Origin of the sequence: Mycolicibacterium llatzerense (assembly GCF_025331195.1) — a bacterium.
GTDB lineage: Bacteria > Actinomycetota > Actinomycetes > Mycobacteriales > Mycobacteriaceae > Mycobacterium > Mycobacterium llatzerense.
Genome location: NZ_LXOV01000001.1, coordinates 234,768 through 260,379, shown reverse-complemented (window position 1 = coordinate 260,379; position 25,612 = coordinate 234,768). Strand labels below are relative to the sequence as shown.

The 25,612-nt window shown below is 65.8% G+C and carries 22 protein-coding genes; 10 read left to right on the top strand and 12 right to left on the bottom strand.

Annotated elements, in window-relative coordinates; all coding sequences use genetic code 11:
* On the bottom strand, positions 1-558 hold the full coding sequence (locus A7G45_RS01520; RefSeq protein WP_260932837.1) for a chorismate mutase: 558 nt from the start codon (positions 556-558) through the stop codon (positions 1-3).
* Between the two features lie 60 nt (positions 559-618).
* On the opposite strand from A7G45_RS01520, the gene A7G45_RS01515 reads away from it, so the two are divergent.
* On the top strand, positions 619-1,368 hold the full coding sequence (locus A7G45_RS01515) for an SDR family oxidoreductase (protein WP_260932832.1): 750 nt from the start codon (positions 619-621) through the stop codon (positions 1,366-1,368).
* A 51-nt stretch (positions 1,369-1,419) separates the two neighbouring features.
* Here A7G45_RS01515 and pgi read toward each other — a convergent pair whose 3' ends face one another.
* Both pgi and A7G45_RS01505 read right to left on the bottom strand, forming a co-directional pair.
* On the bottom strand, positions 1,420-3,084 hold the full coding sequence (gene pgi, locus A7G45_RS01510) for a glucose-6-phosphate isomerase (RefSeq protein WP_260932829.1): 1,665 nt from the start codon (positions 3,082-3,084) through the stop codon (positions 1,420-1,422).
* Between the two features lie 45 nt (positions 3,085-3,129).
* On the bottom strand, positions 3,130-3,423 hold the full coding sequence (locus A7G45_RS01505) for a chorismate mutase (protein WP_133763263.1): 294 nt from the start codon (positions 3,421-3,423) through the stop codon (positions 3,130-3,132).
* A 200-nt stretch (positions 3,424-3,623) separates the two neighbouring features.
* Between A7G45_RS01505 and pcrA the strand changes: the two genes are divergently transcribed.
* A complete protein-coding gene (gene pcrA / locus A7G45_RS01500) occupies positions 3,624-5,960 on the top strand; it encodes a DNA helicase PcrA (RefSeq protein WP_043390770.1) in 2,337 nt (778 codons plus the stop codon).
* Between the two features lie 66 nt (positions 5,961-6,026).
* Here the strand turns inward: pcrA and A7G45_RS01495 are convergent, their stop codons facing one another.
* A complete protein-coding gene (locus tag A7G45_RS01495) occupies positions 6,027-6,716 on the bottom strand; it encodes a hypothetical protein (RefSeq protein WP_377042095.1) in 690 nt (229 codons plus the stop codon).
* A gap of 3 nt (positions 6,717-6,719) precedes the next feature.
* Positions 6,720-7,811 carry a M23 family metallopeptidase gene (locus A7G45_RS01490; protein WP_043390982.1) on the bottom strand — a complete coding sequence of 364 codons (1,092 nt, stop codon included), beginning with the start codon at positions 7,809-7,811 and terminating at the stop codon, positions 6,720-6,722.
* A 269-nt stretch (positions 7,812-8,080) separates the two neighbouring features.
* Here A7G45_RS01490 and sucC point away from each other — a divergent pair, with 269 nt between their 5' ends.
* Positions 8,081-9,244 carry an ADP-forming succinate--CoA ligase subunit beta gene (gene sucC, locus A7G45_RS01485; RefSeq protein ID WP_260932819.1) on the top strand — a complete coding sequence of 388 codons (1,164 nt, stop codon included), beginning with the start codon at positions 8,081-8,083 and terminating at the stop codon, positions 9,242-9,244.
* Between the two features lie 15 nt (positions 9,245-9,259).
* Positions 9,260-10,162, top strand: coding sequence for a succinate--CoA ligase subunit alpha (gene sucD, locus A7G45_RS01480; protein ID WP_020099021.1), 903 nt, complete (start codon positions 9,260-9,262; stop codon positions 10,160-10,162).
* A gap of 60 nt (positions 10,163-10,222) precedes the next feature.
* Here the strand turns inward: sucD and A7G45_RS01475 are convergent, their stop codons facing one another.
* Both A7G45_RS01475 and A7G45_RS01470 read right to left on the bottom strand, forming a co-directional pair.
* A complete protein-coding gene (locus A7G45_RS01475) occupies positions 10,223-11,308 on the bottom strand; it encodes a MarR family transcriptional regulator (RefSeq protein WP_260932806.1) in 1,086 nt (361 codons plus the stop codon).
* A 3-nt stretch (positions 11,309-11,311) separates the two neighbouring features.
* Positions 11,312-12,424 (bottom strand): ATP-binding protein, encoded by a 1,113-nt coding sequence (locus A7G45_RS01470; protein WP_260937884.1) that lies wholly within the window; start codon positions 12,422-12,424, stop codon positions 11,312-11,314.
* Positions 12,425-12,755: 331 nt separating this feature from the next.
* Here A7G45_RS01470 and A7G45_RS01465 point away from each other — a divergent pair, with 331 nt between their 5' ends.
* Positions 12,756-14,285 carry an acetyl-CoA acetyltransferase gene (locus A7G45_RS01465; RefSeq protein ID WP_260932803.1) on the top strand — a complete coding sequence of 510 codons (1,530 nt, stop codon included), beginning with the start codon at positions 12,756-12,758 and terminating at the stop codon, positions 14,283-14,285.
* Positions 14,286-14,357: 72 nt separating this feature from the next.
* Here the strand turns inward: A7G45_RS01465 and A7G45_RS01460 are convergent, their stop codons facing one another.
* The 4 genes from A7G45_RS01460 to A7G45_RS01445 all read right to left on the bottom strand — a co-directional run bounded on the left by A7G45_RS01460 (position 14,358) and on the right by A7G45_RS01445 (position 17,931).
* Positions 14,358-14,921: a hypothetical protein gene (locus A7G45_RS01460; RefSeq protein WP_260932800.1), complete on the bottom strand. Its 564-nt coding sequence runs from the start codon at positions 14,919-14,921 to the stop codon at positions 14,358-14,360.
* Between the two features lie 2 nt (positions 14,922-14,923).
* Entirely contained in the window at positions 14,924-16,453 is a 1,530-nt protein-coding gene (locus A7G45_RS01455; protein ID WP_260932796.1) for a DUF4185 domain-containing protein, read from the bottom strand.
* A 169-nt stretch (positions 16,454-16,622) separates the two neighbouring features.
* Positions 16,623-16,856: a hypothetical protein gene (locus tag A7G45_RS01450; RefSeq protein WP_260932794.1), complete on the bottom strand. Its 234-nt coding sequence runs from the start codon at positions 16,854-16,856 to the stop codon at positions 16,623-16,625.
* Between the two features lie 223 nt (positions 16,857-17,079).
* Positions 17,080-17,931 carry an LLM class F420-dependent oxidoreductase gene (locus A7G45_RS01445; protein WP_260932793.1) on the bottom strand — a complete coding sequence of 284 codons (852 nt, stop codon included), beginning with the start codon at positions 17,929-17,931 and terminating at the stop codon, positions 17,080-17,082.
* A 184-nt stretch (positions 17,932-18,115) separates the two neighbouring features.
* Here A7G45_RS01445 and sfnG point away from each other — a divergent pair, with 184 nt between their 5' ends.
* The 5 genes from sfnG to purH all read left to right on the top strand — a co-directional run bounded on the left by sfnG (position 18,116) and on the right by purH (position 24,106).
* Positions 18,116-19,246 carry a dimethylsulfone monooxygenase SfnG gene (gene sfnG, locus A7G45_RS01440; protein WP_260932789.1) on the top strand — a complete coding sequence of 377 codons (1,131 nt, stop codon included), beginning with the start codon at positions 18,116-18,118 and terminating at the stop codon, positions 19,244-19,246.
* 129 nt (positions 19,247-19,375) lie between these two features.
* Positions 19,376-20,302: a DUF5336 domain-containing protein gene (locus tag A7G45_RS01435; protein ID WP_260932784.1), complete on the top strand. Its 927-nt coding sequence runs from the start codon at positions 19,376-19,378 to the stop codon at positions 20,300-20,302.
* Positions 20,303-20,378: 76 nt separating this feature from the next.
* Complete coding sequence (locus A7G45_RS01430; RefSeq protein WP_260932781.1) at positions 20,379-21,902, top strand: cell division protein PerM; 1,524 nt, start codon at positions 20,379-20,381, stop codon at positions 21,900-21,902.
* 9 nt (positions 21,903-21,911) lie between these two features.
* A complete protein-coding gene (purN, locus tag A7G45_RS01425) occupies positions 21,912-22,541 on the top strand; it encodes a phosphoribosylglycinamide formyltransferase (RefSeq protein ID WP_260932779.1) in 630 nt (209 codons plus the stop codon).
* Positions 22,538-24,106: a bifunctional phosphoribosylaminoimidazolecarboxamide formyltransferase/IMP cyclohydrolase gene (gene purH / locus A7G45_RS01420; RefSeq protein ID WP_260932776.1), complete on the top strand. Its 1,569-nt coding sequence runs from the start codon at positions 22,538-22,540 to the stop codon at positions 24,104-24,106. The genes purN and purH overlap by 4 nt, the downstream gene beginning before the upstream one ends.
* 63 nt (positions 24,107-24,169) lie before the next feature.
* Here purH and mqo read toward each other — a convergent pair whose 3' ends face one another.
* A complete protein-coding gene (gene mqo, locus A7G45_RS01415) occupies positions 24,170-25,588 on the bottom strand; it encodes a malate dehydrogenase (quinone) (RefSeq protein WP_260932774.1) in 1,419 nt (472 codons plus the stop codon).
* Positions 25,589-25,612 lie beyond the last annotated feature (24 nt).

Below are 25,612 nucleotides of genomic sequence, written 5' to 3'. Positions count from 1 at the left end.
TCAGCTGCAGTAGTTCTTGGTCGCGGCCGCCAGTGCCTGCTGATACAGCGGGTCCAGGTGCCGCTGGTCGGTCACCTGCGCGCGGGCTGCGTCCAGTGCGACGGTACAGCCCGGGCCGTGTAGGACGCCCTGCTGCGCGGCGATCTCGGTGACCATCGTGTGGTTGAAACCGTCTATCGCCGTGCGTGATTGGGACAGGTCGGGCGCCGCCACGGGAGCGGTGGCCGGATCGAACTTCCACTGGCTGAATCGCAGGTACTCGATGCCCTCGGTGGCGTGAATCTGGTCGGTGAACACCTCCCGCACGAACGCGGGGTCGGCACCCGACGCTGTGGCCTGGGCGCCGACGGCGGACAGCACCTGATCGACCCGCGCGGGATCCTCGATCGAGCCGCCGTTGATCCACTTGACGGCGGCGACCGGATCGGCGGTCTGCAGCCGCTGGGCTGCGGTGTCGACCAGGCGGAACAATGGATCGGTGTCGGCGTGGGCGAGGGGAGAGGACACCGGACCCCACGCGATGCCCAACCCGATGACCAACAGGGCGGCGAGCTTCATACGTCGATCCTGCACCCTGCGACCTTTCTTGACACGTGTCGAGTTCGCTACGCTGCAGTCATGACTCGGCAGAAAATCCTCATCACCGGCGCGAGCTCGGGCCTGGGCGCCGGTATGGCCCGGCAGTTCGCCGCCAAGGGCCGCGACCTCGCGCTGTGTGCCCGCCGGCTGGACAACCTCGAAGAACTCAAGGCCGAACTGGCGGCGCAACACCCCGGTGTCACGGTCGCCATCGCGTCGCTCGACGTCAACGACCACGATCAGGTGCCCAAGGTGTTCCAGGAGCTGTCCGACGAACTCGGCGGCATCGACTGCGTCATCGTCAACGCCGGCATCGGCAAGGGCTACCCGCTGGGCGGCGGGAAACTGTGGGCCAACAAGGCGACCATCGAGACGAATCTGGTTGCGGCACTGGTGCAGATCGAAACGGCGCTGGAGATCTTCAAGGCGGCGGGCCGGGGTCACCTGGTCCTGGTGTCGTCGGTGCTCGGCAACGTGGGCGTCCCGGGGTACAAGGCCGCGTATGCCGCCAGCAAGGCCGGTGTCACGTCACTGGGTGAGTCGCTGCGCGCCGAATACCCGTCCGGCCCCATCAAGGTCACCGTGCTGGAGCCCGGCTACATCGAGTCCGAGATGACCGCCAAGTCCAAATCCACCATGCTCATGGTCGACAACGAGACCGGCGTGAAGGCCATGGTCGACGCCATCGAGAAGGAAAAGGGCCGCGCCGTCGTCCCGGGCTGGCCGTGGTGGCCGTTGGTCGAGGTGATGAAGCTCGTCCCGCCGCGCTTCACCAAGTACTTCGCCTAGCGATTTGTGCACGATTTTCCGCGCGGACCGCGGATTTTCGTGCACAAATCACTACGAAACGCGGCCGCGTTCCGCTCGGTAACGCCGCACGAGGGCGTCGGTCGAGCTGTCGGACTGAGCGGCGGGTGCGGCGTCGGACGTGATGACGGGCAGCAGTGCCTTGGCCTGGGTCTTGCCCAGCTCGACGCCCCACTGATCGAACGAGTCGATGCCCCAGATGACGCCCTCGGTGAAGACCTGGTGCTCGTACAGCGCGATCAACTGGCCGACCACTGACGGCGTCAGCTTGGTCGCCAAAATCGAAGTGGTGGGCCGGTTTCCGGGCATCACCTTGTGTGGCACGACGTCGGCCGGGGTGCCCTCTGCCGCGATCTCCTCGGCAGTCTTGCCGAAGGCCAGCACCTGTGTCTGAGCGAAGAAGTTGCTCATCAGCAGGTCGTGCATGCTGCCGGTGCCGTCGGCGGTGGGCAGGTCGTCGGTCGGCTCACTGAACCCGATGAAGTCGGCGGGCACCAGCCGGGTGCCCTGGTGCAGCAGTTGGTAGAAGGCGTGCTGGCCGTTGGTGCCCGGTTCGCCCCAGAAGATTTCGCCGGTGTCGGTGCTCACCGGGGTGCCGTCGGCGCGCACCGACTTGCCGTTGGACTCCATGGTCAGCTGCTGCAGGTAGGCCGCGAAGCGGGCCAGGTCGTTGGAGTAGGGGAGCACCGCGCGCGCTTGCGCGCCGAAGAAATCCGAGTACCACAGGCCGATGAGGCCAAGCAGCACAGGCGCATTCGCTTCCAGCGGTGCGGTGCGGAAGTGCTCGTCGACCAGATGGAAGCCGGCCAGGAACTCGCCGAACCGCTCCTTGCCGATGACGGCCATGACCGAGAGCCCGATGGCGCTGTCCACCGAGTAGCGGCCGCCGACCCAGTCCCAGAAGCCGAACATGTTGGCGGTGTCGATGCCGAACTCCGACACCAGCTTTGCGTTCGTGGAGACGGCGACGAAGTGCTTGGCGACGGCGTCATCACCGAGTGCGGCGACCAGCCAGCGGCGGGCTGCAGTCGCGTTGGTCAGGGTCTCCAAGGTCGAGAACGTCTTGGAGGCGACGATGAAAAGCGTTGTGGCAGGGTCGAGTCCGTCGAGCTTGGCAACCAGGTCCGCCGGGTCGACGTTCGACACGAACCGGGCCGAGATGCCGGCGTCAGCGTAGTGGCGCAGTGCCTGGTCGACCATCACGGGCCCCAGATCGGAGCCACCGATACCGATGTTCACGACCGTCGTGATGCGCTGCCCGGTGGCGCCGGTCCACTCGCCGCTGCGCAGCCGGTCGGTGAACGTGCCCATCTCGTCGAGCACTGAGTGCACGTCGGCGACCACGTCCTGACCGTCGACCACCAACGACGCACCCCGCGGCAGCCGCAAAGCGGTGTGCAGCACCGCGCGGTCCTCGGAGGTGTTGATGTGCTGGCCGGCGAACATGGCGTCGCGGCGCTGTTCCAGCCCGGCCGCGCGGGCCAGGTCGAGCAGCAGCGCAAGGGTCTCGCGGGTCACCCGGTGCTTGCTGTAGTCGATGTACAGATCACCGACGGTGAGCGTCAGTTCCCGGCCACGGTCCGGGTCGTCGGCAAACAACTCGCGCAGCGTCGTCGTCTCGACCGCGGCATGGTGCGCGCTGAGCGACTTCCAGGCTGTGGTGGTCGAGATGTCGGCAGCGGGAGTGTGATCAGCCATGCCTCAAACCCTAGTGTGACGCAGGAAACGCCGCCCGGTATGGGGCTAGTGGCCGAGGCGGCCGCGGCCCAGGCGCAGGAGCAGCATCGCGAGGTCTTTACCCTCGGGGCCCAGCTCGCTGTAGCGCTCGATGACCTTCATCTCGCGGCTGTGCACCAGTCGGGTGCCGCCGGAGGCCATCCGGGCCTTGCCGATGAGCTTGGAGACCTCGGTGCGACGGGCGACGGCCGCCAGGATGGTGGCGTCCAGCTCGTCGATCTCGAGGCGGAGCTCGTCGATGTTGGGGAGTTCGGTTTCGGTTGACATGTTTTCCTCGCTGTTGGTGGATTCTGGTGTCATCCGAATTCAGGCCTCACACAACAAACGAGCCCCGGATCCGGATGCGGACCACGGGGCTGAAGGGAAGCAGCTAAACCCCGGGTACCGGCGTCCGGTACCCGTAGAAAAATCGCTGCTGCGCATTGAGCACGTTTCGAGTGTGCCATCCCGGCCGGTGCCAGCGCAAAGTTGTCGGTCTGCAGCGGTAAGTTTGAGCTGATATGACGAGCGCAGCCCCCGACACTGATCAGCTTCTAGACGGCCTCAACCCACAGCAGCGCGCAGCGGTGCTGCATGAAGGTTCGCCCCTGTTGATCGTGGCCGGAGCCGGCTCGGGCAAGACCGCGGTGCTGACGCGGCGCATCGCCTACCTGCTGGGCAACCGCGACGTCGGCGTCGGCCAGGTGCTGGCCATCACCTTCACCAACAAGGCCGCCGCCGAGATGCGTGAGCGCGTGGTCCAGCTGATCGGCCCGCGCGCCAAGTCGATGTGGGTGTCGACGTTCCACTCCACCTGCGTCCGCATCCTGCGCAACCAGGCCTCGCTGCTGCCGGGGCTGAACTCCAACTTCTCCATCTACGACGCCGACGACTCGCGCCGACTGCTGATGATGGTCGGCAAGGACCTCAACCTCGACGTCAAGCGGTACTCGCCGCGCATGCTGGCCACCGCGATCTCGAACCTGAAGAACGAACTGATCGACCCGCTGCAGGCCGCCTCCGAGGCGTCCGAGGCCGACGAGGACCTGCCGCGCATCGTGGCCGAGGTGTACGGCGAGTATCAGCGCCGGCTGCGGGCCGCCAACGCCATGGACTTCGACGATCTGATCGGCGAGACAGTCGCTGTGCTGCAAAGCTTTCCGCAGATCGCGCAGTACTACCGTCGGCGTTTCCGGCACATCCTGGTCGACGAGTACCAGGACACCAACCACGCCCAGTACGTACTGGTGCGCGAGCTGGTCGGGCACCACGCGCCAGAAGGCTCCGATGACGTCCCGCCCGCCGAACTGTGCGTCGTGGGTGACGCCGACCAGTCCATCTATGCGTTCCGCGGCGCGACGATCCGCAACATCGAGGACTTCGAGCGCGACTTCCCGAACGCGAAAACCATTCTGCTCGAACAGAACTACCGGTCCACCCAGAACATCCTGTCGGCGGCCAACGGCGTCATCAGCCGCAATGCCGGACGCCGCGACAAGAAGCTGTGGACCGACGCCGGTGAGGGCGAGCTGATCGTCGGCTACGTCGCCGACAACGAGCACGACGAGGCCCGGTTCATCGCCGAGGAGATCGACACGCTGACCACCAAGGGCAGCGGTATCGACACCAAGTTCACCTACGGCGACGTCGCGGTGTTCTACCGCACCAACAACTCGTCGCGGGCGGTGGAAGACATCTTCATCCGGGCCGGCATTCCGTACAAAGTCGTTGGCGGCATGCGCTTTTACGAGCGCAAGGAGATTCGCGACATCGTCGCGTACCTGCGGGTGCTGGATAACCCGGGCGACGCCGTGAGCATGCGGCGCATCCTCAACACCCCGCGCCGGGGCATCGGCGACCGCGCGGAAGCCTGCGTGGCGGTGTACGCCGAGAACACCGGCGCCAGCTTCAACGACGCCCTGCAGGCCGCCGCCGAGGGTCGGGTGCCGATGCTGAATTCCCGCTCGGAGAAAGCGATCGCCAGTTTCGTCGAGCTCATGGACAGCTTGCGCGGCGGGCTCGACGGTGAGTTGGGCGACCTGGTCGAGACTGTGCTGGACCGCACCGGCTACCGCCGCGAACTGGAGGCCTCCAGCGACCCGCAGGATCAGGCGCGGCTGGACAACCTGAACGAATTGGTCAGCGTCGCACACGAATTCAGCACCGACCTGGCCAATGCGCAGGCCTTGCAGGAAGAGGAACTGGACGAGGACGTGCCCGACACCGGAGCGCTGGCCGCGTTCCTGGAGCGGGTCTCCCTGGTGGCCGACGCCGACGAAATCCCCGAAGACGGCGACGGCGTCGTCACCATGATGACGCTGCACACCGCCAAAGGCCTCGAATTCCCCGTCGTCTTCGTGACCGGCTGGGAAGACGGCATGTTCCCGCACATGCGCGCCCTCGGCGATCCGACCGAGCTGTCCGAGGAACGCCGGCTGGCGTACGTCGGCATCACCCGGGCGCGGCAGCGGCTGTACCTCAGCCGCGCGAAGGTGCGGTCCTCGTGGGGGCAGCCGATGCTGAACCCGGAATCACGCTTCCTGCAAGAGATTCCGCAAGAGCTGATCGACTGGCGGCGGGTCGAGCCGCCACCATCGTTGTCGGCACCGAGCCGCTATGGGTCCGGTGGCTCGAGCGGTTTGGGCGGTGGACGTCCGTCGCCGATGCGGCCGGCGCCGAACCGCAACAAGCCGCTGGTGGTGCTGTCCCCGGGCGACCGCGTCACGCACGACAAGTACGGTCTGGGTCGCGTCGAAGAGGTCAGCGGCGTCGGCGAATCGGCCATGTCGCTCATCGATTTCGGCAGTTCCGGCCGGGTCAAGTTGATGCACAACCACGCGCCCGTACAGAAGCTTTAGCGTCGCCGCGCGCGAAAATCAGACGGTGCGATCTCGCTGATTTTTAGCCGGATTCGACTCGGTGCGTCAGATTTTGGTGCACCAGCGCCCGGTGACGGGCAGCATCGCGAGCACCATGCTCGCGATGGGCAGCACCGGGATGCCGTAGACGATCGGCGGCAGTTTCGCCCCCGCGACGAACAAACTGGCGAAGATCACCAGCGTCACCAAGGCACCGACGACCACCACCACCCGGCCCGTGCGGCGCCGTAGCAGGACGGCGATCTGCCCGCCGATGGTGGCGCCGCAGCCGACCGCGGCGAGGAAGCCGATGGCGACACAGAACAGCGGATCGGTGCGCCACCACCCGGCGATCAGCGAGGTGGCGATGACCGCCGTCGCCCAGCCACTCAGGATGCAGGCCGTGGCGGTGGCGCAGGCGGCGAACGGGCCGGGCGGCGGCTTCGGCGCCGGCGTCGGAGTGTCCTCGACAGCTGGAACCGGGGCCGAGGCCGGGATGATCGTGGTCGCCGGAGCATCCTCAGCGGCGATCAGGCCCGTCGCGGGCTCGATGATGCTGGTCTGCGGAGCGTCGGCGACAGGGATGGCGCCGGTTGGGGTGCGGCGGATGATGCTGGTGGGCGGTGCGTCAGCAGCCGGGAACGGGCCCGTCGGTACCCGACGGATCAGGCCGGTTCTGGGTTCGTCGTCAGACTGGCGCCCGAACGTCTGGGTGGGGTCGGACAACGGCCCATCGGCGGAGTTGTCGTCCGTCACGAATCAGCCGACGTAGCTACCCGGGCTCAAGCCACGCTGCGCCAGCCACGGCACGGGGTCGATGCGCTGGCTGCCGCCCATGAGCACCTCGAAATGGCAGTGCGGGCCGGTCGAGTTGCCGCGGTTGCCGATGGTGGCGATCTGGTCGCCGGCGAAAACACGCTGGCCAACCGACACCACCCAGGTGTTGACGTGGCCGTACAGGGTCACGGTGCCGTCCGAGTGGCGGACCTTGACCCACGCGCCGTAACCAGCGGTCGGACCCGCGGCGACGACAACGCCGTCGGACACGGCGACGATCGGGGTGCCGATCGGGCCGGCGATGTCGATACCGCCGTGCAGTGCGCCCCAGCGGTAGCCGAAGCCTGAGGTGAACACGCCCTTGGTCGGCATCACGAACAGCGGGCGGGCCAGCCGGGCTTCGCGCTCGGCGCGCTCCTGCGCGAAGGCAGCGCCATTGGCCAGTTCCTGGGCATGTACGGCGCCGGACGAGGCGGCGGGTGCCACGTTGACGATCTGGATGCCATCGCTCGAGCCGGCGGAACCCGACGCCAGGACCTGATCGGCGGCCAGCTTGGTGCTGGTCGGCTGATCGGCGCTGGTCATCATGGAGTACCCGGCGGCGGCGGTGGCGCCGACGGCCATGGCAGCGGCGACCAGGCGGCCCTTCACGCCGTTGACGGGCTCAGGCTTGCGGTGGGTGCCGCGGCTCGCGCGCAGATCGATGACGTCGGTGTCGTCGAGACCATTGCTGGTATCGGTGTGGCTGTCGCGGTAGGCGCTCGCGGAGAGGCGCTGGGCGCCCTCGGGCTGCCGGAATTCGGCCGGGACAGTCAGGATCAGGGGGGTCTGGTCGTCGGTGTCGTCCAGATCGTCGAGCTCGGGGGCGGCGTTGACGCGGGAATCGCGGTCGAAAGCGCTCTCGGAGAGGTCCAGATCGTGCAGATCGCCGAACTCGTTGAACGGGATGATGTCGGTCACTTCGGCGGGGCTCATCGCGCGGGATAGCTTGATGGTGGTGCGGTCAGCGTTCTCGGTGATGCCGGCGTTCGTCGCCTCTCCGAGGGGAGTTCCAGACGAATCGTGCTCAGCCAACCGAAAATTCCTTTGCTCCGTGACCGTACCGTTACCGAGACCGCCCATGACGGTACTGAAAATCAGAACCGATTGGCAACCTATCGATGCCATTGGCCGGGAACTGTGATTTGCCTCACTCGTGGCTGTCGGGTGAGATGTACCACATGGGTGGTAGGCGGTGCAGGCTACTCATTAGTACATGGCTAAAGTGCCGAGCGAGCCAGTGCGGCCCAATGCTGAAGTGAATTCAACCGTCAACGCAGACAGAACGGGATTTCTCAGAGCTCATGGATCTCTTCGAGTACCAGGCGAAAGAGCTGTTCGCCAAGCACAACGTTCCTACTACACCGGGCCGGGTCACCGAATCCGCCGATGACGCCAAGGCGATCGCCGAAGAAATCGGCAAGCCCGTCATGATCAAGGCGCAGGTCAAGGTCGGCGGCCGCGGCAAGGCCGGTGGCGTGAAGTACGCCGCCACCCCGGAGGACGCCCTCACCCACGCGCAGAACATCCTCGGCCTGGACATCAAGGGCCACGTCGTCAAGAAGCTTCTCGTTGCCGAGGCCAGCGACATCGCGGAGGAGTACTACATCTCCTTCCTGCTCGATCGCGCCAACCGCACCTACCTGGCCATGTGCTCGGTCGAGGGCGGCGTCGAGATCGAAGTAACCGCCGAGGAGAACCCCGACGCCCTGGCAAAAGTGCCCGTCGACGCGGTCAAGGGTGTCGACTTGGCGCTGGCTCGTGAGATCGCCGAGAAGGGCAAGCTGCCCGCCGAGGTGCTGGACGCCGCAGCCGTGACCATCCAGAAGCTGTGGGAGGTCTTCGTTGGTGAGGACGCCACCCTGGTCGAGGTCAACCCGCTGGTGCGCACCCCGGACGACCAGATCCTCGCCCTCGACGGCAAGGTCACCCTGGACGAGAACGCCAACTTCCGCCAGCCCGGCCACGAAGAGTTCGAGGACAAGGACGCCACCGATCCGCTCGAGCTCAAGGCCAAGGAGCACGACCTCAACTACGTCAAGCTCGACGGCGCGGTTGGCATCATCGGTAACGGTGCCGGTCTGGTCATGTCGACGCTGGACGTCGTCGCGTACGCCGGTGAGAACCACGGCGGCGTGAAGCCCGCCAACTTCCTGGACATCGGTGGTGGCGCCTCGGCCGAGGTGATGGCCGCCGGTCTGGACGTCATCCTGAACGACAGCCAGGTCAAGAGCGTCTTCGTGAACGTCTTCGGTGGCATCACCGCGTGTGACGCGGTCGCCAACGGCATCGTCGGCGCGCTGAAGACCTTGGGCGACGAGGCCAACAAGCCGCTGGTCGTTCGTCTCGACGGCAACAACGTCGAAGAGGGCCGCCGCATCCTGGCCGAGGCCAACCACCCGCTGGTGATCCAGGCCGAGACCATGGATTCCGGTGCCGACAAAGCCGCCGAGCTGGCGAACAAGTAAGGGAGCCAACTACTTATGTCTATCTTCCTGAACAAGGATTCCAAGGTCATCGTCCAGGGCATCACCGGCGGTGAGGGCACCAAGCACACCAAGCTGATGCTGAAGGCCGGCACCCAGGTCGTCGGTGGCGTGAACGCGCGCAAGGCCGGCACCAAGGTCTCGCACGTGGACAAGGACGGCAACGACATCGAGCTGCCCGTGTTCGCCACGGTGGCCGAGGCCATGAAGGAGACCGGCGCTGACGTGTCGATCGCCTTTGTGCCGCCGGCCTTCTCGAAGGACGCCATCATCGAGGCCATTGACGCCGAGATCCCGCTGCTCGTCGTCATCACCGAGGGCATCCCGGTGCAGGACAGCGCCTACGCGTGGGCCTACAACGTCGAGAAGGGTCAGAAGACCCGCATCATCGGCCCGAACTGCCCGGGCATCATCACCCCCGGTGAGGCGCTGGTCGGCATCACGCCGAACAACATCACCGGCAAGGGCCCGATCGGTCTGGTCTCCAAGTCGGGCACCCTGACCTACCAGATGATGTACGAGCTGCGCGATTTCGGCTTCTCGACCGCTATCGGCATCGGCGGCGACCCGGTCATCGGCACCACCCACATCGACGCCATCGAGGCGTTCGAGAAGGACCCGGAGACCAAGGTCATCGTGATGATCGGCGAGATCGGTGGCGACGCCGAAGAGCGTGCCGCCGACTACATCAAGGCCAACGTCACCAAGCCGGTCGTCGGCTACGTCGCGGGCTTCACCGCTCCGGAGGGCAAGACCATGGGCCACGCCGGCGCCATCGTGTCGGGCTCGTCGGGCACCGCCGCCGCCAAGCAGGAGGCCCTCGAGGCCGCCGGCGTGAAGGTCGGCAAGACCCCGTCGGCCACCGCTGCGCTGGCTCGCGAGATCCTGCAGTCGCTGTGATTCAGTAGTTTCGGCAATGCCCCGCACCTGGTGGTGCGGGGCATTGTTGTTTTGGCGGCGTCAGGGTGCGCGGCGCTCGCGATGGTGCACGTAGTTCCGGAGCAGCGGGTCGCTGAGGTCGTACCAGGTGGCGCGGCGATCGCCGGACTCCGCTTTTGCGGCGTGGACCCAGCCGCCGGTCGTGAGGCGACCCAGCGCCGCCGATGCCGACTGATTCGAAATGCCCACGGCAGCAGCAAGATCGGTCACCGTCCGCGGACCGTCGGCGCGGGCGAGTTCGACGACGAGGCGTTGTTCTCCGGCCGGCAGCTGCCACAACAACTGTTGATAGTGCGGCGTCAGCTGTTCGAGTACCGCGTCGGCGGCGGGAGCGACACTCTCTAGTGCGGCTCGGTCGACGGTCTCGGCGATGATCTGCCAGGCGCGCGGCGCCCAGCCGATGATCTGCGCCACCTCGCCGATCCTGGCGCGCCCCTCGGAAGTCTCGACGTACGAAGCCAATTCGCGGTCACGGGCGTGCTGCGCGAGGAGTTCGGCGACGTCGGTCTCGGTGAGGTCGGGGAGTTCCTCGATGATGAATGACCCGTACCACGGGTGGGTGCGGGACGAGACGGCCGGAAACAGCGCCGGGGCTGTGGCGAAAACCAAGACGGCGGTGGAGGTTTCGACCCAGGCTCGGAAGCTGCCCTGGCCCGCTTCGCCGATGGCGTCGAAGATCCGGTCAGCGTTCTCGATCGCGACCAGCACCATGCGACCCTCGGCCAGGTCGAGGATTTCCCGTTCCAGTTCCAGTGCGTCGCCGCGGAGATCGCGAGCCCGCTCGTGGATCTCCTGGCCCTGCGTACGCAGCAGCTCGACGAGCAGATCCGGGTAGCTGCCGATGGCCAGTGCGTCCTCTGGAAGTGCCAGCAGCAGTGTGGCTTTGGCGGCCTTGCGCTGTTTCAGTGCCCGATGGATCGCTACCTGAAGCGTGTGGGTTTTGCCCGCGCCGCGCGGTGCGATGAGCAAGGTGTGCGGGCGGGAGCCGTCCTGCGCGGAGCTGACGATGCGGTCCGTCAGACGCTTGAGCAGTGGGCCGCGGCCGACGGTGCGGGCGTCGAGGTCCGCGGGGTCGACGGTGCCGGGCGAGAACGCAGGGTGGGTCATGGCCTACCGCCTCATGGCGCGCCACGCCGATTGCACCAGACCGGACGCGAAGCAGTCGTCGTCGCCGACGCGGCGCAGGTAGTGGTCCTGCTCGAGGCGTTCGATGAACGACACGAGCTGGTCGCGGTCGCTGATAGGTGAGCCCTCGGTCTTCAGGAACTGCAGTGTTGCGTCGACGCTCAAAGGTGTTGGGGCATGGGCGTAGATGTCGAGCAGGCCGGCGATGGCGGGTGCGTCGTCGCCGTAGTAGTTGCGCAGTCGGTCACGGTAGTGCCGTAGGTCCCACGGGTCGTGTGGGTCGGTGATGGCGGCCGCGAGCAATTCCGCGATCCGGCCCGGCTTGACGGCGCCCTCCCGCGCAGCGCCCGCCACCAGGTGCTGGATGTAGTACGGCACGTTCTCCGCCGCGGCTGCAACGGATTCCGCGACCTGATGCCGGTCGGTGGTCGGGACATTCGCGCCGAGCAGCAGGCACTCGGCCAGGTAGGTGGCGTGGTCGTGGCGGATAGGACCGACCGTGACCTTGCGGATGTCGTTGACCGAGCTGAGCGCGTCTTCCGAAACATGGTGGAAGCCAATGGAACCGGAGAGGACGGTTGCCAGCCGGCCGGAGTTGTCCTGACGGAACCGGCGCAGCAGATGTAGGAATGCGTCTCCGCCGCCGGGCTTTTCGCGTTCGAGGTTTCGAGCCAGGACGGTGACCTCGTCGATGAACAGCACCAGTGGGCCGTTCTTGGTGCGTGCGACGGCGCGCTGCAGCAGGTCGTCGAGGGCGGCGTCGGCGCGGACTCGCTCGAACTTGAACGGCCCGGTACCGACTGCCACCTTCCAGCGGTCGACCTCCTGGCGCAGGGCGTTGTCGACGCGGCCGAGTTCGGCGGCGAGGGCTGTGACGAACTCGGCGTAGGTCTGCCTCTCAGCGCTGACCGAGACGACGGTCAGGCCCTGCAGTCGCGCGGTGTGGGCGACGAGGCGGGACAGTGATGTCTTGCCGTGTCGGCGGTCGCCGACGAGCGCAGCGCCGCCGTCGGGCAGGCTGGCCAGGATCTCCTGCTGTTCGCGTACGCGGCCCACCACGTTCTCGGGAGGGACGACACCGCCGACCACGAGCGACATGGGTCTAATCGGCCAATTCATCTGGCAATTGTACGTCGAATTAGATGTACGTCTAGATAGTTGTACGTTCGACTTGTCGTGGGTTAGAAGGTCCAACTGCCGGTCGGCGAAATGACGAAACCGTGGTGTTGGCTGGTTACGCATGCAATGTAGTGGTCGTCACCGACAGCGCATCCGGTTGCGCCGACCGTGATCGACTTCGGACCGGCCATTGCACAACCGTACGTCGCCCCGCGGGTACCTCCTGACGCAAATGTGCAGCTACCCGCATTGTGGCGTCTTCATCGCAATCGGTTAGCCTATCGAATTAACAGTTGCCTGGAGGTTTGTAATGGGTGTCGATCCGCGTACGCCGGTGATCGTGGGTGTCGGTCAGTTCGCCGAGCGACTGGAGGACCCCGACTACCGCGGGATGTCGTCGGTTGACCTCGCCACCGCAGCCGCGCAGGCGGCGCTGCAGGACACCGGGGCCGACGGCGCGGCCGTCGCTGCTGCGATCGACACCATCGCCGGCACCCGCCAGTTCGAGATCTCCGGGCGGACGCCCGCGCCGCTCGGCAAGTCCAACAACTACCCGCGCTCGGTTGCGCAGCGCATCGGCGCTGACCCGGCCCGCGCGGTGCTGGAAGTCATCGGCGGGCAGAGCCCGCAGCACCTGATCACCGAGTTCGCCGGCGAGATCGTGGCCGGCCGCGCCGACGTCGTGATGGTCATGGGGTCGGAGAACACTTCGAGCCTCAGGTATTTCGACGGCCGCGACGACAAGCCCGATCACTCGGAGACCATCGACGGTCAGCTCGAAGACCGTGGTTACGGTTACGACGGCATCTTCGACGAGTACACCGTGCGGCACGGGCTGATCGGTGCGCCGGTGCAATACGGCCTGTTGGACAACGCGCGGCGTGCGCGGCTCGGTTTGTCCGTGCAGGACTACCGAGAGGCCATGGGGGAGCTGTTCGCTCCGATGTCGAAAGTCGCTGCCAAGAACCCGTATTCGTCGGCGCCGGTGGAGCGCACTGTCGACGAGCTGGTCACCGTCACCGACAAGAACCGGATGATCTGTGACCCGTATCCGCGGCTGATGGTGGCCCGCGACCAGGTCAACATGGGCGCAGCGGCGCTGCTCATGTCGGTGGAGTCGGCGCGCAAACTTGGTGTGCCGGAATCCAAGTGGGTGTACTTGCGTGGGCATGCGGACATGAAGGAGCAGAAGCTGCTCGACCGTCCAGACGTCGGTGCCAGCCCGGCATCGGTGCTGGCTGTGGAAGAAGCGTTGCGGGTAGCCGGAATTGGGCTCGACGACGTTTCGGCGTTCGACCTGTACAGCTGCTTCCCGTTCCCGGTGTTCAACATCTGCGACGGTGTCGACCTTGCCGTTGACGACCCGCGTGGTCTGACGCTGACCGGCGGCCTGCCGTACTTCGGCGGCCCGGGAAACAACTACTCATTGCACGGCATCGCTGAGGCCGTCACCCGAATGCGGGAAACCCCAGGCGAATTCGCATTGGTGGGTGCGAACGGCGGCATCGCCAGCAAGTTCTCTGTCGGCATCTATTCGACCGAGCCGGCCGACTGGGTGGCGGACGACAGTGCTGAATTGTGTGCCGAGGTTGCGTCGTGGCCGGCGGTTGCGGTCGTCGAGCATGCGAACGGCCCGGCGACCATCGAGACCTACACCGTCCGATACGACTGGACTCCCAACACCGGCATCATCATTGGGCGCCTCGACGGCGACGGGAGTCGGTTCTTGGCGACGACGACCGATGCTGACCTGATGGCCTTGCTGTGCGACGGCGAACCGCTGGGAGCGAAGATCGTCGTGACCTCAACCGACGAGGGCAACCGGGCTGTACTGGCCTGATCTGCGGCGTCGAGATCGACGAAATGGTTGTTCTGCAGCAGGTTTCGCGACCATTTGGTCAATCTCGACGTATCAGAACAGTGTGGTCTTGTCTGGCGTGAGGATGAATCCGTGGCTGCCCAGGCGGCATGCGGTGGTGCCGTCCGTAGTGACACTGCACATGGACACACCTTTGTCGGCTGTCACCTTTTCTCCGGCGGGTAGTAGCGGCGGCGCAGGATCTACTGGTCCGGCATAACTCGGGTTGGGAAAGAGCTGCTCGATTGTGGCTGGACCGTCTGCGCGGGCGTCGACCGTCACACTCCAGAGCCCGGGGCCCTTGTCTGAGCGGGGGCCGGTGCAGCTGAGTGTTTCGAACTTTGCATCCGGGTAGGCGTTGTTTCCGCAGTTCAGATCACCAGGTGCGCTGAACCAGAAGCCTTGTGCCTGAGGCCTGTTGATCATGAAGAAGCGGCCGTGGTCGGCTTCTTTGAACGTCGACAGGTCGGGAAAACCCGGGACTGGCAAAGGTTCCGGCGCGGACGTCGAATCGGCTGCCGCTGAGCGATCCGGCGCAGCCGGCGTGCACCCGACGATGGTCGTGATGAGCACCGCCGCGGTAATGAAGGCGGTTCTAAGCGTATCTCTGATCAGCATTTTCAGTACGCCCCCAGGCCTTGCGTGTCCTTGTTCTGCACGTCATAAAGCGCTGTGCCATATGGGTTCCACACTGACAGCGTGGTGCTTATCGAATCTCCACCAGAGAACGGTGATTGGAATGCTCCGTAAAGTCCACTTTGCTCTACGACTTTTGTCGGACTAGTCCATGGGGCTTCTCCGTTGACTGATGAACTCGTAAAGACGCCGCCCTTTTCGTCGTTGAAGGTCACCAGCACTTTGTTTTCGTAGAAATGCACATTCGGCTCGCCGATACCTGTTACACCGGGAGGAGTCTTGATGATGGGAGGGCTAGTCTCGGCACCTTGATTTGCGGAAAATTTGTTTCCATCCCAGTACTCGTAAGCCGAGTGGTTTTCTATTGACTCGACAGGGACGCGGGCTGCGTGCAGGCCATCATTGGTTCGGCCGTCCTGTGTGCCGTACATGTACACGTACTTGCCATCTTGTGATGGGGTGAAACTCTGGACCTGAAATGGATTGGTGCGTGCTCCGTTGTTCTGCCACGGATCACCTGCAGGATTCCACGTCTTGCCCCCATCGTTGGATTTGTATAGTTGGGAGCTGTTGGTATACCAGCCTGGTTGGCCAGGGAACTTGCGTGGCTCATTCCACGACGACACATTCATGACAGACGTGTACATCGTGTCCCCGACGTTAAATGTCGACGTCGGAATTGTCGAGATATCACGTTTTCCGTCTGGCCCGATCTGAGTCGGGAATGGATTGTTTACCACCTCGTCGGGAACCCATTTGCCATGCTCGTCCATCTTCCAGTAGATGATGTTGTTATTGCCGCCCTTGTCCAGGCGCGGACCCGGTCCGCCGTCCGGATTCGAGCCTTTTGCGGAATCACCCTGGATCGTGAACATCCGGCCGTCGGGCGTCATGCCCATAATTGAAAGATCAGTGTTGGGAACACCGACACCGCCCGAGCCATCTGCCGGATTGCCGAACCCAGCCATGTTCTGGTCGTAGGTTATTTGCGGATTGTTGAAACTATCCGGGTCAACTCCTGGCGGACTCCCTGGAAGGTTCCCGCCCGCAATGGCATTCAACTGATTGGCAAGCCTGGCGTCGGAGTCCATGAATGCCTTGATTAGTGCTTGGGTGCATTTGGTGAATGCCGTCGCAATAGAAGTCCAAGCCGGGCCGTTATGTGGCGGACGTGTGGTGACGACGCCGTCATCAGACACATTGAACATTTGCAAAACCGTGTCTACCCAATTGAGTAGAGCGTCGCGGACATGGACGAGGCTCCAACCGCCCGTCGTCATTGTGGTGGAGAGCGCCGCGAGAATCTCATGGGTTCGATGCTGTCGTTGGAGGAGTCGATAAGCGCTCGCGCGCGCAGCGTTGGCAGCGCTGCCCTTCCAAGTCTCTTCTAACTTGTGTACAGCGCGAACTTGATCGCCGATGACTCCATCGAGTGTGGCGGCCTTCTTCTGGAGGTCTTCGCCGCCATCAACCAAGCGGAGTGGGCTCGCGGCGCGGATTGTTGAAATACCCATGACACCCCCGTGATTGTCTCAGCAGCACTAGCGTAGGTGACCAGAATGAGCAAGCCATGCGCGGAATTGCACGACGACAAGATCACTTTTGAAGACTCCGCGTTCCGCGTGCGCGGCAAATCCTCGAACTGCCCTGGGAACGAACCGTTTCGTCAACAGTTGACGGGCTCTACTCGGCCTGTCGGTTCTGCAACAGCACCACCGCCGAGTCGGACCGGGTGCAGCGCGTCTGGAACCTGCCGCTTTCGGCAAGGCAGTTCCAGTTCTCGAACTCGACGTGGTAGCCCGCAGTTCCGTTGGGTGTGGCCCACCACAGTTCACCAACCCGACGCGCCTCGGCGCAGTCGATGTTCCTACTGCCTCGAATGGCGTACGTCGTTTCGGTTCTGTATTGGTGGACCACGCCGCAGTCCTCTTCGATCTCCGGTGGGCCTGGCGTCGTGGAAACGACTTTGGGAGCGGTGCTTGTCGCCGAAGTGGTTGAAGGGGCCGAAACAGACTCCTCAGTCGAACAACCGAGCAGCGTTGCGCAAGTGGCGACAACCAGCGCTGGTATCCGCATGGATCAATCGTGGCACGGCGGTGAGGTGCTCTCCGACGCCAAAAGCGTCGGAGAGCCTCAGATCTCAGATCGCGAAGTCGCTCAGCTTCTTGGCCAGCTTCTCGACGTACGCGGACACGGTCGCGTCGTCGCTGTCCGGCAACCCGAACAGCACCTCGGTGACGCCGAGCTTCTTCCAGTGCGCCAGCTTGTCGGCGTCCGGCTTGAAGTCCAGCGCGACGATCGTCGGTGCGCCCGAACGTCCGGCCGCGGCCCAGGTGTCCTGCAGCAGCTTCACGGGCTCATCGATGTCGAAATCGCGGGGCGTGGTGATCCAGCCGTCGGCCGACTTGGCGATCCATTTGAAGTTCTTCTCGGTGCCGGCGGCGCCGACCAGGATCGGGATGTGCGACTGCACCGGCTTGGGCCACGCCCACGACGGACCGAACTTCACGAATTCGCCGTCGTACTCGGCTTCTTCCTGGGTCCACAGCGCGCGCATCGCCTCCAGGTACTCGCGGAGCATGGTGCGCCGCCGGGCCGGCGGGACGTTGTGGTCTTGGAGTTCGTCTGTGTTCCAACCGAATCCGACGCCGACCGACACGCGGCCGCCTGACAGGTGATCCAGCGTCGCAATCGATTTCGCGAGCGTGATCGGGTCGTGCTCGACCGGCAGCGCCACCGCGGTCGACAGTCGCACCCGCGACGTGACCGATGCGGCGGACCCGAGCGCGACCCACGGGTCCAGCGTCCGCATGTAGCGGTCGTCGGGCAGGGTCTCGTCGCCGGTGGTGGGGTGAGCGGCCTGGCGCTTGATCGGAATGTGCGTGTGTTCGGGCACATAGAAGGTGGTGAAGTCGTGATCGTCGGCCAGTTTGGCGGCGGCGGCGGGCTTGATGCCGCGGTCGCTGGTGAAAAGTACGAGCCCGTAGTCCATACGGTGAATTAGAACGTGTTTCAGTATGGGGCGCAAGGGTGGGTGGCCAGAAAGCCGAACAAGGCGGATTACCTGGTGTTTTGACGGAGACGGCAGCCTCGAGACGCCCGTGAACCGATCGGGAGATAACTTCATCGCGAACGTTACCCACGACGATGGGCACAGCACTTGCTGACATGGGCGCATGACGACTGAACGCATCGCCGACCACGTCAAGTTCGCCTACTGGGTGCCGAACGTCAGCGGCGGTCTGGTGACCAGTGACATCGAACAGCGCACCGACTGGAACTACGAATACAACAAGAAGCTCGCACAAACCGCGGAGAACAACGGCTTCGAGTACGCCCTCAGCCAGGTTCGGTACGAGGCCAGCTATGGCGCCGAATACCAGCACGAGTCAACGAGTTTCAGCCTTGCCCTCCTGCTGGCGACGGAACGGCTGAAAGTCATTGCGGCCGTTCATCCGGGCCTCTGGCAGCCGGCTGTGCTGGCCAAGCTCGGCGCCACCGCGGATCACCTGTCCAACGGGCGCTTCGCCGTCAACGTCGTCTCCGGTTGGTTCAAGGACGAATTCACGCACCTGGGCGAGCCCTGGCTGGAACACGACGAGCGCTACCGCCGCAGTGCTGAATTCCTCCAGGTGCTGCGCAAGATCTGGACCGAGGACGACGTGGACTTCCGGGGCGACTTCTACCGCATCCACGACTTCACGCTGAAGCCCAAGCCGCTCAACACGGCCGACCGTCCCAACCCGGAGCTGTTCCAGGGCGGAAACTCGAGCGCCGCACGACGCAACGGTGGCTACTACGCCGACTGGTACTTCTCCAACGGCAAGGACTTCGACGGTGTGACCGAACAACTCGTCGACGTTCGCGACCACGCCCGCCAGGTTGCCCGGGAAGTCCGCTTCGGGCTGAACGGCTTCATCATCGCCCGCGATACGGAGAGGGAGGCGAAAGAAGTCCTCCGGGAGATCGTCGCGAAGGCGAACCGGCCGGCCGTCGAGGGGTTCCGTCAGGCCGTGCAGCAGGCCGGCAACTCCACCGGCGACAAGAAAGGCATGTGGGCGGACTCGAGCTTCGATGACCTGGTGCAGTACAACGACGGTTTTCGTACCAAGTTGATCGGAACTCCGGAACAGATCGCCGAACGGATTGCTGCCTACCGCAAACGCGGCGTCGATCTGATCCTCGGTGGCTTCCTGCATTTCCAGGAGGAAATCGAGTACTTCGGGGCCAAGGTGCTGCCGTTGGTGCGGGAAATCGAGGAGGCGGAACAGGACGCGGCGCAGGGTCCGGTTCGCGTCCCGGCCTGACGTGTCGGCAAGTTTGCTCAGCACCGTCGCGGCCGGTCAGGCCGGTGGTCAGCGCGCTCAACTCATGCAGGGCACCCTTAATGAAGTGCGCTAGCGTGGTTGGTCGAGTCGACAGGTACAGGAGAGGTCATGACGTACCAGCCCGGTAACCCCGGCTATCCGCCCGCCCAGCAGCCCAACCAGTTCGGAGGGCCGACCCAGCAGTTCAACCGCCTGCCCGAGCAGATCCCGGCTGCGCCCGCCGCGCCGGCCGGCCCGAGCAAACTGCCGGAGTACCTGACCACCGCGGTGGCCGCGCTCGGCCTGCTCATCTTCGGGTTCAACTTCGCGCCCCAGTTGGGTGCCGGAGGCCTCGACGCGGGCACCGGCAGCATCCTGACCCAGGCCCCGATCGTGGTCGCTGTCCTGGCCGCGCTGCTCGCCGGCGTCAGCCTGCTGCCGAAGCAGAAGAGCTTCAAGTCGTGGGTCGCCATCCTGTCGGTGCTGGCATTGCTGCTGGTCATCAACGAGATCGTGCAGGCGCCCAAGGGCATCGAGGTCGAGTGGGGCCTCTACACCGTGCTGGTGCTGTCCGTGCTGCAGGCCGGTAGCGCCGTGGCTGCGCTGCTGCTCGACGCCGGCGTCATCCAGCCGCCCGCGCCGCGCCCGCAGCCCGATCCGTACAACTACGGCGGACCGGCACAGGGCTACAACCCGCAGGCCCAGTACTACGGCCAGCAGCCCCAGCAGCAATACGGCCAGCAGACCGGCCAGCACTTCGGTCAGCAGGGCGGATACCAGCAGCCGCAGAACGGTCCCATCGGCGGCTACACCGGTCAGCAGGGTGCGCCGCAGCACGGTGCCGACTCGGGCCCGCCGACCCCTCCGACCGGATTCCCCGCGTTCGGTCAGCCGCAGTCGTCTGCCGGTCAGTCTCAGGCCCCGCAGCAGTCGTCGGCCCCGCAGCCGTCGGCGTCTGAGGCCGTCGCCGGATCGTCGTCGTACGGCTCGTCGCCGAGCGTTCCGGGTGCTTCCGAGCCGACAACGACTTTCCAGCAGCCCCCGGCTCCGCAGTAATCGGGTCCGGCGTCGTCATAATCGCTAGGGCACTCGCAACCGGCGGGTGAGACCTGCGCGAGGAGTGACCCAGCTAGTGGATAACCGACCAGTCGGTACGCGCCAAGCGCGTGACCTGCTTCGGGTTGCGTTCGGCCCGTCGGGCATCGCCCTGGCGATCATCGCTGCGCTGACGCTGATCCAGCTGGTCATCGCCAATAGCGATCTGACCGGCGCGTTCGGCGCGATGGCCAGCATGTGGCTGGGCGTGCACGGCGTGCCGGTGTCGATCGCCGGCGCCGAACTCGGCGTGATGCCGCTGGCCCCGCTGCTGGCGATGGTGTGGGGCACCGCCCGCACCACGGCGGCGGCGACGCGGCCGGGTGCGTCGTGGTTCGTCGTCCGGTGGATCGTCGCGTCGGCCCTCGGCGGCCCTTTGCTGATCGCGGCAATCGCAATCGCGGTGATCCACGATGCGTCGTCGGTGCTCACCGAGCTGCAGACCCCCAACGCCCTCCAAGCGTTCGGCTGCGTGCTGGCTGTGCACGCGGTCGGCGCGGCCATCGGCGTCGGCTCTCGGCTGCAGGGACGACTCCTGACCGACGCCCACCTGCCCTACTGGCTCCCCGAAGCGCTGCGCGCGGCGCTCGCCGGAGTGCTGGCGCTGCTCGGCCTGTCTGGGCTGGTCGCGGTCGGTTCGATGGTCGTGCACTGGTCGACCATGCACGACCTGTTCGGGATCACCGACTCGGTGTTCGGCCAGCTCAGCCTGACCGTGCTGTCTGCGCTGTACATCCCGAACGTCATGGTCGGATCCGCGGCGGTGGCGGTCGGCTCGAGTGTGCACATCGGGTTGGCGACGTTCAGTTCGTTCACGGTGCTCGGCGGCGACGTCCCCGCGGTGCCGGTGCTGGCCGCGGTGCCGTCACCTCCGTTGGGTCCGGTGTGGGTGGCGCTGCTGATCATCGCGGCGGCCTCGGCGGTGGCGGTGGGGCAGCAGTGCGCGCGGCGCCCGGCCCCGTGGCCGATTGCGTTCGCGAAGTTGGCGGTGGCGTCGCTGCTGGCTGCGGTGATGATGGTCATGCTCGCGATCGCCGGCAGTGGTCGCCTGGGCAACTTCGGTGAGCTCGGGGTGGACCACACGACGTTCGGGCCGGGGGTGTTCCTGTGGTTCGTGTCGATCGGCGGTCTGACGGTGGCGATGGCCGGCGGTCTGACGCGTCGCCCGGAGCGGCCGGTGCCGGTCGCGCCGGTGGCAGAACCGCATGACGACGAACCCGCGGACGCCGCGATCGTCGAGGACGACGAACCCGTGACCGAGGTGCTGTTCGGCGACGTCCCGGCCGCTGCCGTGGATGTTGATGACGATTCGCATTTCGCGGGCGGCCCGGCGTTCGAGTCCGCCCCCGAGCCGGCACCTGAGCCGGCGCCCGAACCCGATCCTGAGCCGGTGGCCAAACCCGCCGAACCCCGTCGGCCGGCCCGTCCCGAACCGGACATGACCCCGGCGCCGGCCGAGGCATATCAGTCCGGCACCACCGATCGCATCGGCGAACACATCGCCTTCGACCCTGACGAGGACCCTGAGGCGCATTTCGTCGTCGACGACGACGGCCACTAGGCTGCTCCCGTGCAGCAACCGCTCCGTGTGCCCCCGACTGCGCCGGCGCGGCTCGTCGTCCTGGCCTCGGGGACCGGTTCGCTGCTCGAATCGGTGCTGGCAGCAGCGGTTGGTGACTACCCGGCGCGCGTCGTGGCGGTAGGAACGGACCGGGATTGCCAAGCGTTGGAGATCGGCGCGGCGGCCGGTGCGGCGACGTTCACCGCCCGGTTGCGCGACCACGCCGACCGGGCCGCCTGGGATGTCGCGCTGACCGAAGCGGTCGCCGCCCATGAGCCGGATCTGGTGGTGTCGGCGGGCTTCATGAAAATCCTCGGACCGACGTTTCTGGCGCGCTTCCAAGGCCGGGTGCTGAACACTCACCCGGCGCTGCTGCCGTCGTTCCCCGGAGCGCACGCGGTGCCCGACGCCCTCGCGTACGGAGTGCGCGTCACCGGCAGCACGGTGCACCTGGTGGATGCCGGTACCGATACCGGGCCGATCCTGGCGCAGGAGCCGGTGGCGGTACTCGACGGCGACGACGAATCGTCGCTGCATGAACGGATCAAGGTCGTCGAGCGACGACTGCTGGTAGATGTGATCGCCGCGGTGGCCCTCCGCGGCGTGACGTGGAGTGGACGAAAGGCGGCCATAGGATGACGCGACGACCGATTCGGCGCGCGCTGATCAGCGTGTACGACAAGACCGGCCTGGCGGAGCTGGCCCGCGGGCTGCACGCGGCCGGAGTGACCCTGGTGTCGACCGGGTCGACTGCGAAAACCATTGCTGCCGAGGGTATCCCGGTCACGCCCGTGGAAGAGGTCACGGGATTCCCGGAGGTGCTCGATGGCCGGGTCAAGACGCTGCACCCGCGCGTGCACGCCGGTCTGCTGGCCGACACCCGCAAGGCCGAGCACCTCGCCGCGCTGGACGAGCTCGGCGTCGAGGCGTTCGAACTCGTTGTGGTGAACCTGTATCCGTTCACGCAGACCGTCGCGTCGGGTGCTTCCGAGGACGAGTGCGTCGAGCAGATCGACATCGGTGGCCCGTCGATGGTCCGCGCCGCGGCGAAGAACCACCCGAGCGTCGCTGTCGTCGTGGACCCGCTGGGCTACGACGGTGTGCTGGCTGCCGTCAACGCCGGTGGCTTCACGCTCGAAGAGCGGAAGAAGTTGGCGTCGTTGGCTTTCCGGCACACCGCCGAGTACGACGTGGCCGTGGCTTCCTGGATGGGATCGGTGCTGGTGCCGGGCGATGACGAGGCGTCTGCCGCGGGCATGCCGGCCTGGCTCGGTTCGACCTGGCGTCGCTCCGATGTGCTGCGCTACGGCGAGAATCCGCATCAGAAGGCCGCGCTCTACAGCGACGACGCCGGCTGGCCGGGGCTGGCGCAGGCCGAGCAGCTGCACGGAAAAGAGATGTCCTACAACAACTTCACCGACGCCGACGCGGCATGGCGGGCGGCGTTCGACCACGAGGACATCTGCGTGGCGATCATCAAGCACGCCAACCCGTGTGGCATTGCGGTGTCGTCGATCTCGGTTGTCGATGCGCACCGCAAGGCGCATGAGTGCGATCCGCTGAGCGCCTTCGGCGGCGTCATCGCGGCCAATACGGCGGTGACCGAGGAGATGGCCGAGACCGTCGCCGACATCTTCACCGAGGTGATCGTTGCCCCCGCATTCGAGCCGGGTGCCGTCGAAATCCTGAGCCGTAAGAAGAACATTCGTATCCTGGTGGCTTCCGAGCCACAGCCCGGCGGCACCGAGTTCCGTCAGGTCAGCGGTGGTCTGCTGGTGCAGCAGCGCGACGCGCTGGACGCGGCGGGCGATGACTCTGCCAACTGGACCCTGGCGACCGGCACCCCGGCCGACCCAGAGACGTTGGCCGACTTGGTGTTTGCCTGGCGCGCCTGCCGTGCGGTGAAGTCGAACGCCATCGTGGTCGCCGCCAACGGCGCCACCGTCGGTGTCGGCATGGGCCAGGTGAACCGGGTCGACGCGGCGCGGCTCGCGGTCGAGCGGGGCGGTGACCGGGTGCGCGGTGCTGTTGCGGCGTCGGACGCCTTCTTCCCGTTCCCCGACGGCCTGGAGACCCTGACCAACGCCGGCGTGAAAGCCATTGTGCACCCGGGTGGTTCGGTCCGCGACGACGAAGTCACCGCTGCCGCTGCCGCCGCCGGGATCACGCTGTACCTGACCGGCGCTCGGCACTTCGCCCACTAGGTCTTGCTGGCTGAGTGGCCAGGTCCGCACGCAGGTGACTCGTGCAGACCTGGCCATTTGGCGTTAGAGGCCCAGCGCCGGAGCGGTATCTCGATCGTGGAGTGCGCCGTTCATCTGCTCCTGCCACGATGTGGTCCATTGCTCGGGGAAACACCGCTGCAAGAGGTCGAGCATGATCGGCACGGCGGTCGAGGCTCCTGGCGATGCACCCAGCAGCCCGGCGATGGTGCCGTCGGCCGAGGTGACCAGTTCGGTTCCTGATCGCAGTGCGCCGATGCGCTCGGCGTCCGGAGTGACCAGCTGGGCTCGCTGCCCGGCTGGCACCAGTTCCCAGTCCTGCGGGTCAGCCCCTGGGTAATACCGTTGCAGCTGTTTGATTTTCCCGCTGCGTGGAGTGAGCAGCTCGCAGATCAGGTACCGCACCAACGGCAGGCTCTGCGCGGCCGCGGCGGCCAGCACATGCAGGTTGTGCCACCGTAGCGTCGTGAAGAAGTCGGTGAGCCTGCCGCCTTTGAGGAGCTTGGTGCTGAATGTCGCATACGGGCCGAACATCAGGTAGCCCTCGCCGTCGACCACGCGTTTGTCCAAGTGCGGCACCGACATCGGCGGGGCACCTATCGCGGCTTGGCCGTACACCTTGGCGTCGTGCTGAGCGACGACGTCGGGTCGCGAGCATCGGAGGAAGGCGGCGCCGACGGGCAGGACACCGTAACCCCGGACCTCGGGCAAGTGGGCGCGCTGCAGCAGGTGCAGGGCGAATCCGCCGGCACCGACGAACACGTGCCGCGCCCTGAACTGAAACCTGTTGCGCGAGTCTGTACGTCGGCCACTGACCAGCCAGGTGCCGTCGGGTTCCTGGGCCAGTCGGCGCACGTCGTGGTTGAGTCGGATCTCGCCGCCGTTCGAGGCGAGAATTCGGGTCAGCCCACGGGTGAGCGCTCCGAAGTCGACATCGGTGCCGCCGGGGTGCCGGGTCGCCGCAACCGGTTGCTCCGAGCCGCGACCGGCCATCACCAGCGGTGCCCAGCGCGCGATCGTCGTGGGATCGTCGCTGAACTCAAGCTCGGCGAACAGTGGGTCGGCGCTGAGGGTTTCGAACCGCCGTCGCAGGTACGCCACGTCGTGGTCGCCGAACACCACGTCCATGTGCGGGGTGCCGTGGACGAAGGTCGCCGGGTCCAGCAGGCCCTGCTCGACCAAATGTGCCCACCATCGGCGGGACAGCTGGAATTGTTTGGCGATCTCAGTGGCCGCCGCGCCGTCTGCGGGGTCTGGCATGTAGTTGAGCTCACAGTAGCCGGAGTGGCCCGTGCCGGCGTTGTTCCACGGTCCGCTGCTCTCGGTTGCGATGTCGGATGCCCGTTCGATCAACATGATTCGCCACTCGGGCTCCAGCACACTGAGCATCGCGCCGAGCGTGGCCGACATGATGCCGCCACCGATGAGGAGGACGTCGGCGACATCGGGTTCAACGGTATTCATTGTTGCTCCTTGTCTCGATGAATC

What these genes read in the sequence shown, in the direction of transcription:
- A7G45_RS01470 (WP_260937884.1), bottom strand. Translation starts at nt 12,424, where the DNA reads ATGTCGCTCGTGGTCGGCGGTGTCGTCCCTCCCGAGAACGTGGTGGGC.
- pcrA (WP_043390770.1), top strand. Translation starts at nt 3,624, where the DNA reads ATGACGAGCGCAGCCCCCGACACTGATCAGCTTCTAGACGGCCTCAAC.
- A7G45_RS01515 (WP_260932832.1), top strand. Translation starts at nt 619, where the DNA reads ATGACTCGGCAGAAAATCCTCATCACCGGCGCGAGCTCGGGCCTGGGC.
- sucD (WP_020099021.1), top strand. Translation starts at nt 9,260, where the DNA reads ATGTCTATCTTCCTGAACAAGGATTCCAAGGTCATCGTCCAGGGCATC.
- sucC (WP_260932819.1), top strand. Translation starts at nt 8,081, where the DNA reads ATGGATCTCTTCGAGTACCAGGCGAAAGAGCTGTTCGCCAAGCACAAC.
- mqo (WP_260932774.1), bottom strand. Translation starts at nt 25,588, where the DNA reads ATGAATACCGTTGAACCCGATGTCGCCGACGTCCTCCTCATCGGTGGC.
- purH (WP_260932776.1), top strand. Translation starts at nt 22,538, where the DNA reads ATGACGCGACGACCGATTCGGCGCGCGCTGATCAGCGTGTACGACAAG.
- sfnG (WP_260932789.1), top strand. Translation starts at nt 18,116, where the DNA reads ATGACGACTGAACGCATCGCCGACCACGTCAAGTTCGCCTACTGGGTG.
- A7G45_RS01435 (WP_260932784.1), top strand. Translation starts at nt 19,376, where the DNA reads ATGACGTACCAGCCCGGTAACCCCGGCTATCCGCCCGCCCAGCAGCCC.
- pgi (WP_260932829.1), bottom strand. Translation starts at nt 3,084, where the DNA reads ATGGCTGATCACACTCCCGCTGCCGACATCTCGACCACCACAGCCTGG.
- A7G45_RS01460 (WP_260932800.1), bottom strand. Translation starts at nt 14,921, where the DNA reads ATGCTGATCAGAGATACGCTTAGAACCGCCTTCATTACCGCGGCGGTG.
- A7G45_RS01520 (WP_260932837.1), bottom strand. Translation starts at nt 558, where the DNA reads ATGAAGCTCGCCGCCCTGTTGGTCATCGGGTTGGGCATCGCGTGGGGT.
- A7G45_RS01505 (WP_133763263.1), bottom strand. Translation starts at nt 3,423, where the DNA reads ATGACACCAGAATCCACCAACAGCGAGGAAAACATGTCAACCGAAACC.
- A7G45_RS01475 (WP_260932806.1), bottom strand. Translation starts at nt 11,308, where the DNA reads ATGACCCACCCTGCGTTCTCGCCCGGCACCGTCGACCCCGCGGACCTC.
- A7G45_RS01465 (WP_260932803.1), top strand. Translation starts at nt 12,756, where the DNA reads ATGGGTGTCGATCCGCGTACGCCGGTGATCGTGGGTGTCGGTCAGTTC.
- A7G45_RS01455 (WP_260932796.1), bottom strand. Translation starts at nt 16,453, where the DNA reads ATGGGTATTTCAACAATCCGCGCCGCGAGCCCACTCCGCTTGGTTGAT.
- A7G45_RS01445 (WP_260932793.1), bottom strand. Translation starts at nt 17,931, where the DNA reads ATGGACTACGGGCTCGTACTTTTCACCAGCGACCGCGGCATCAAGCCC.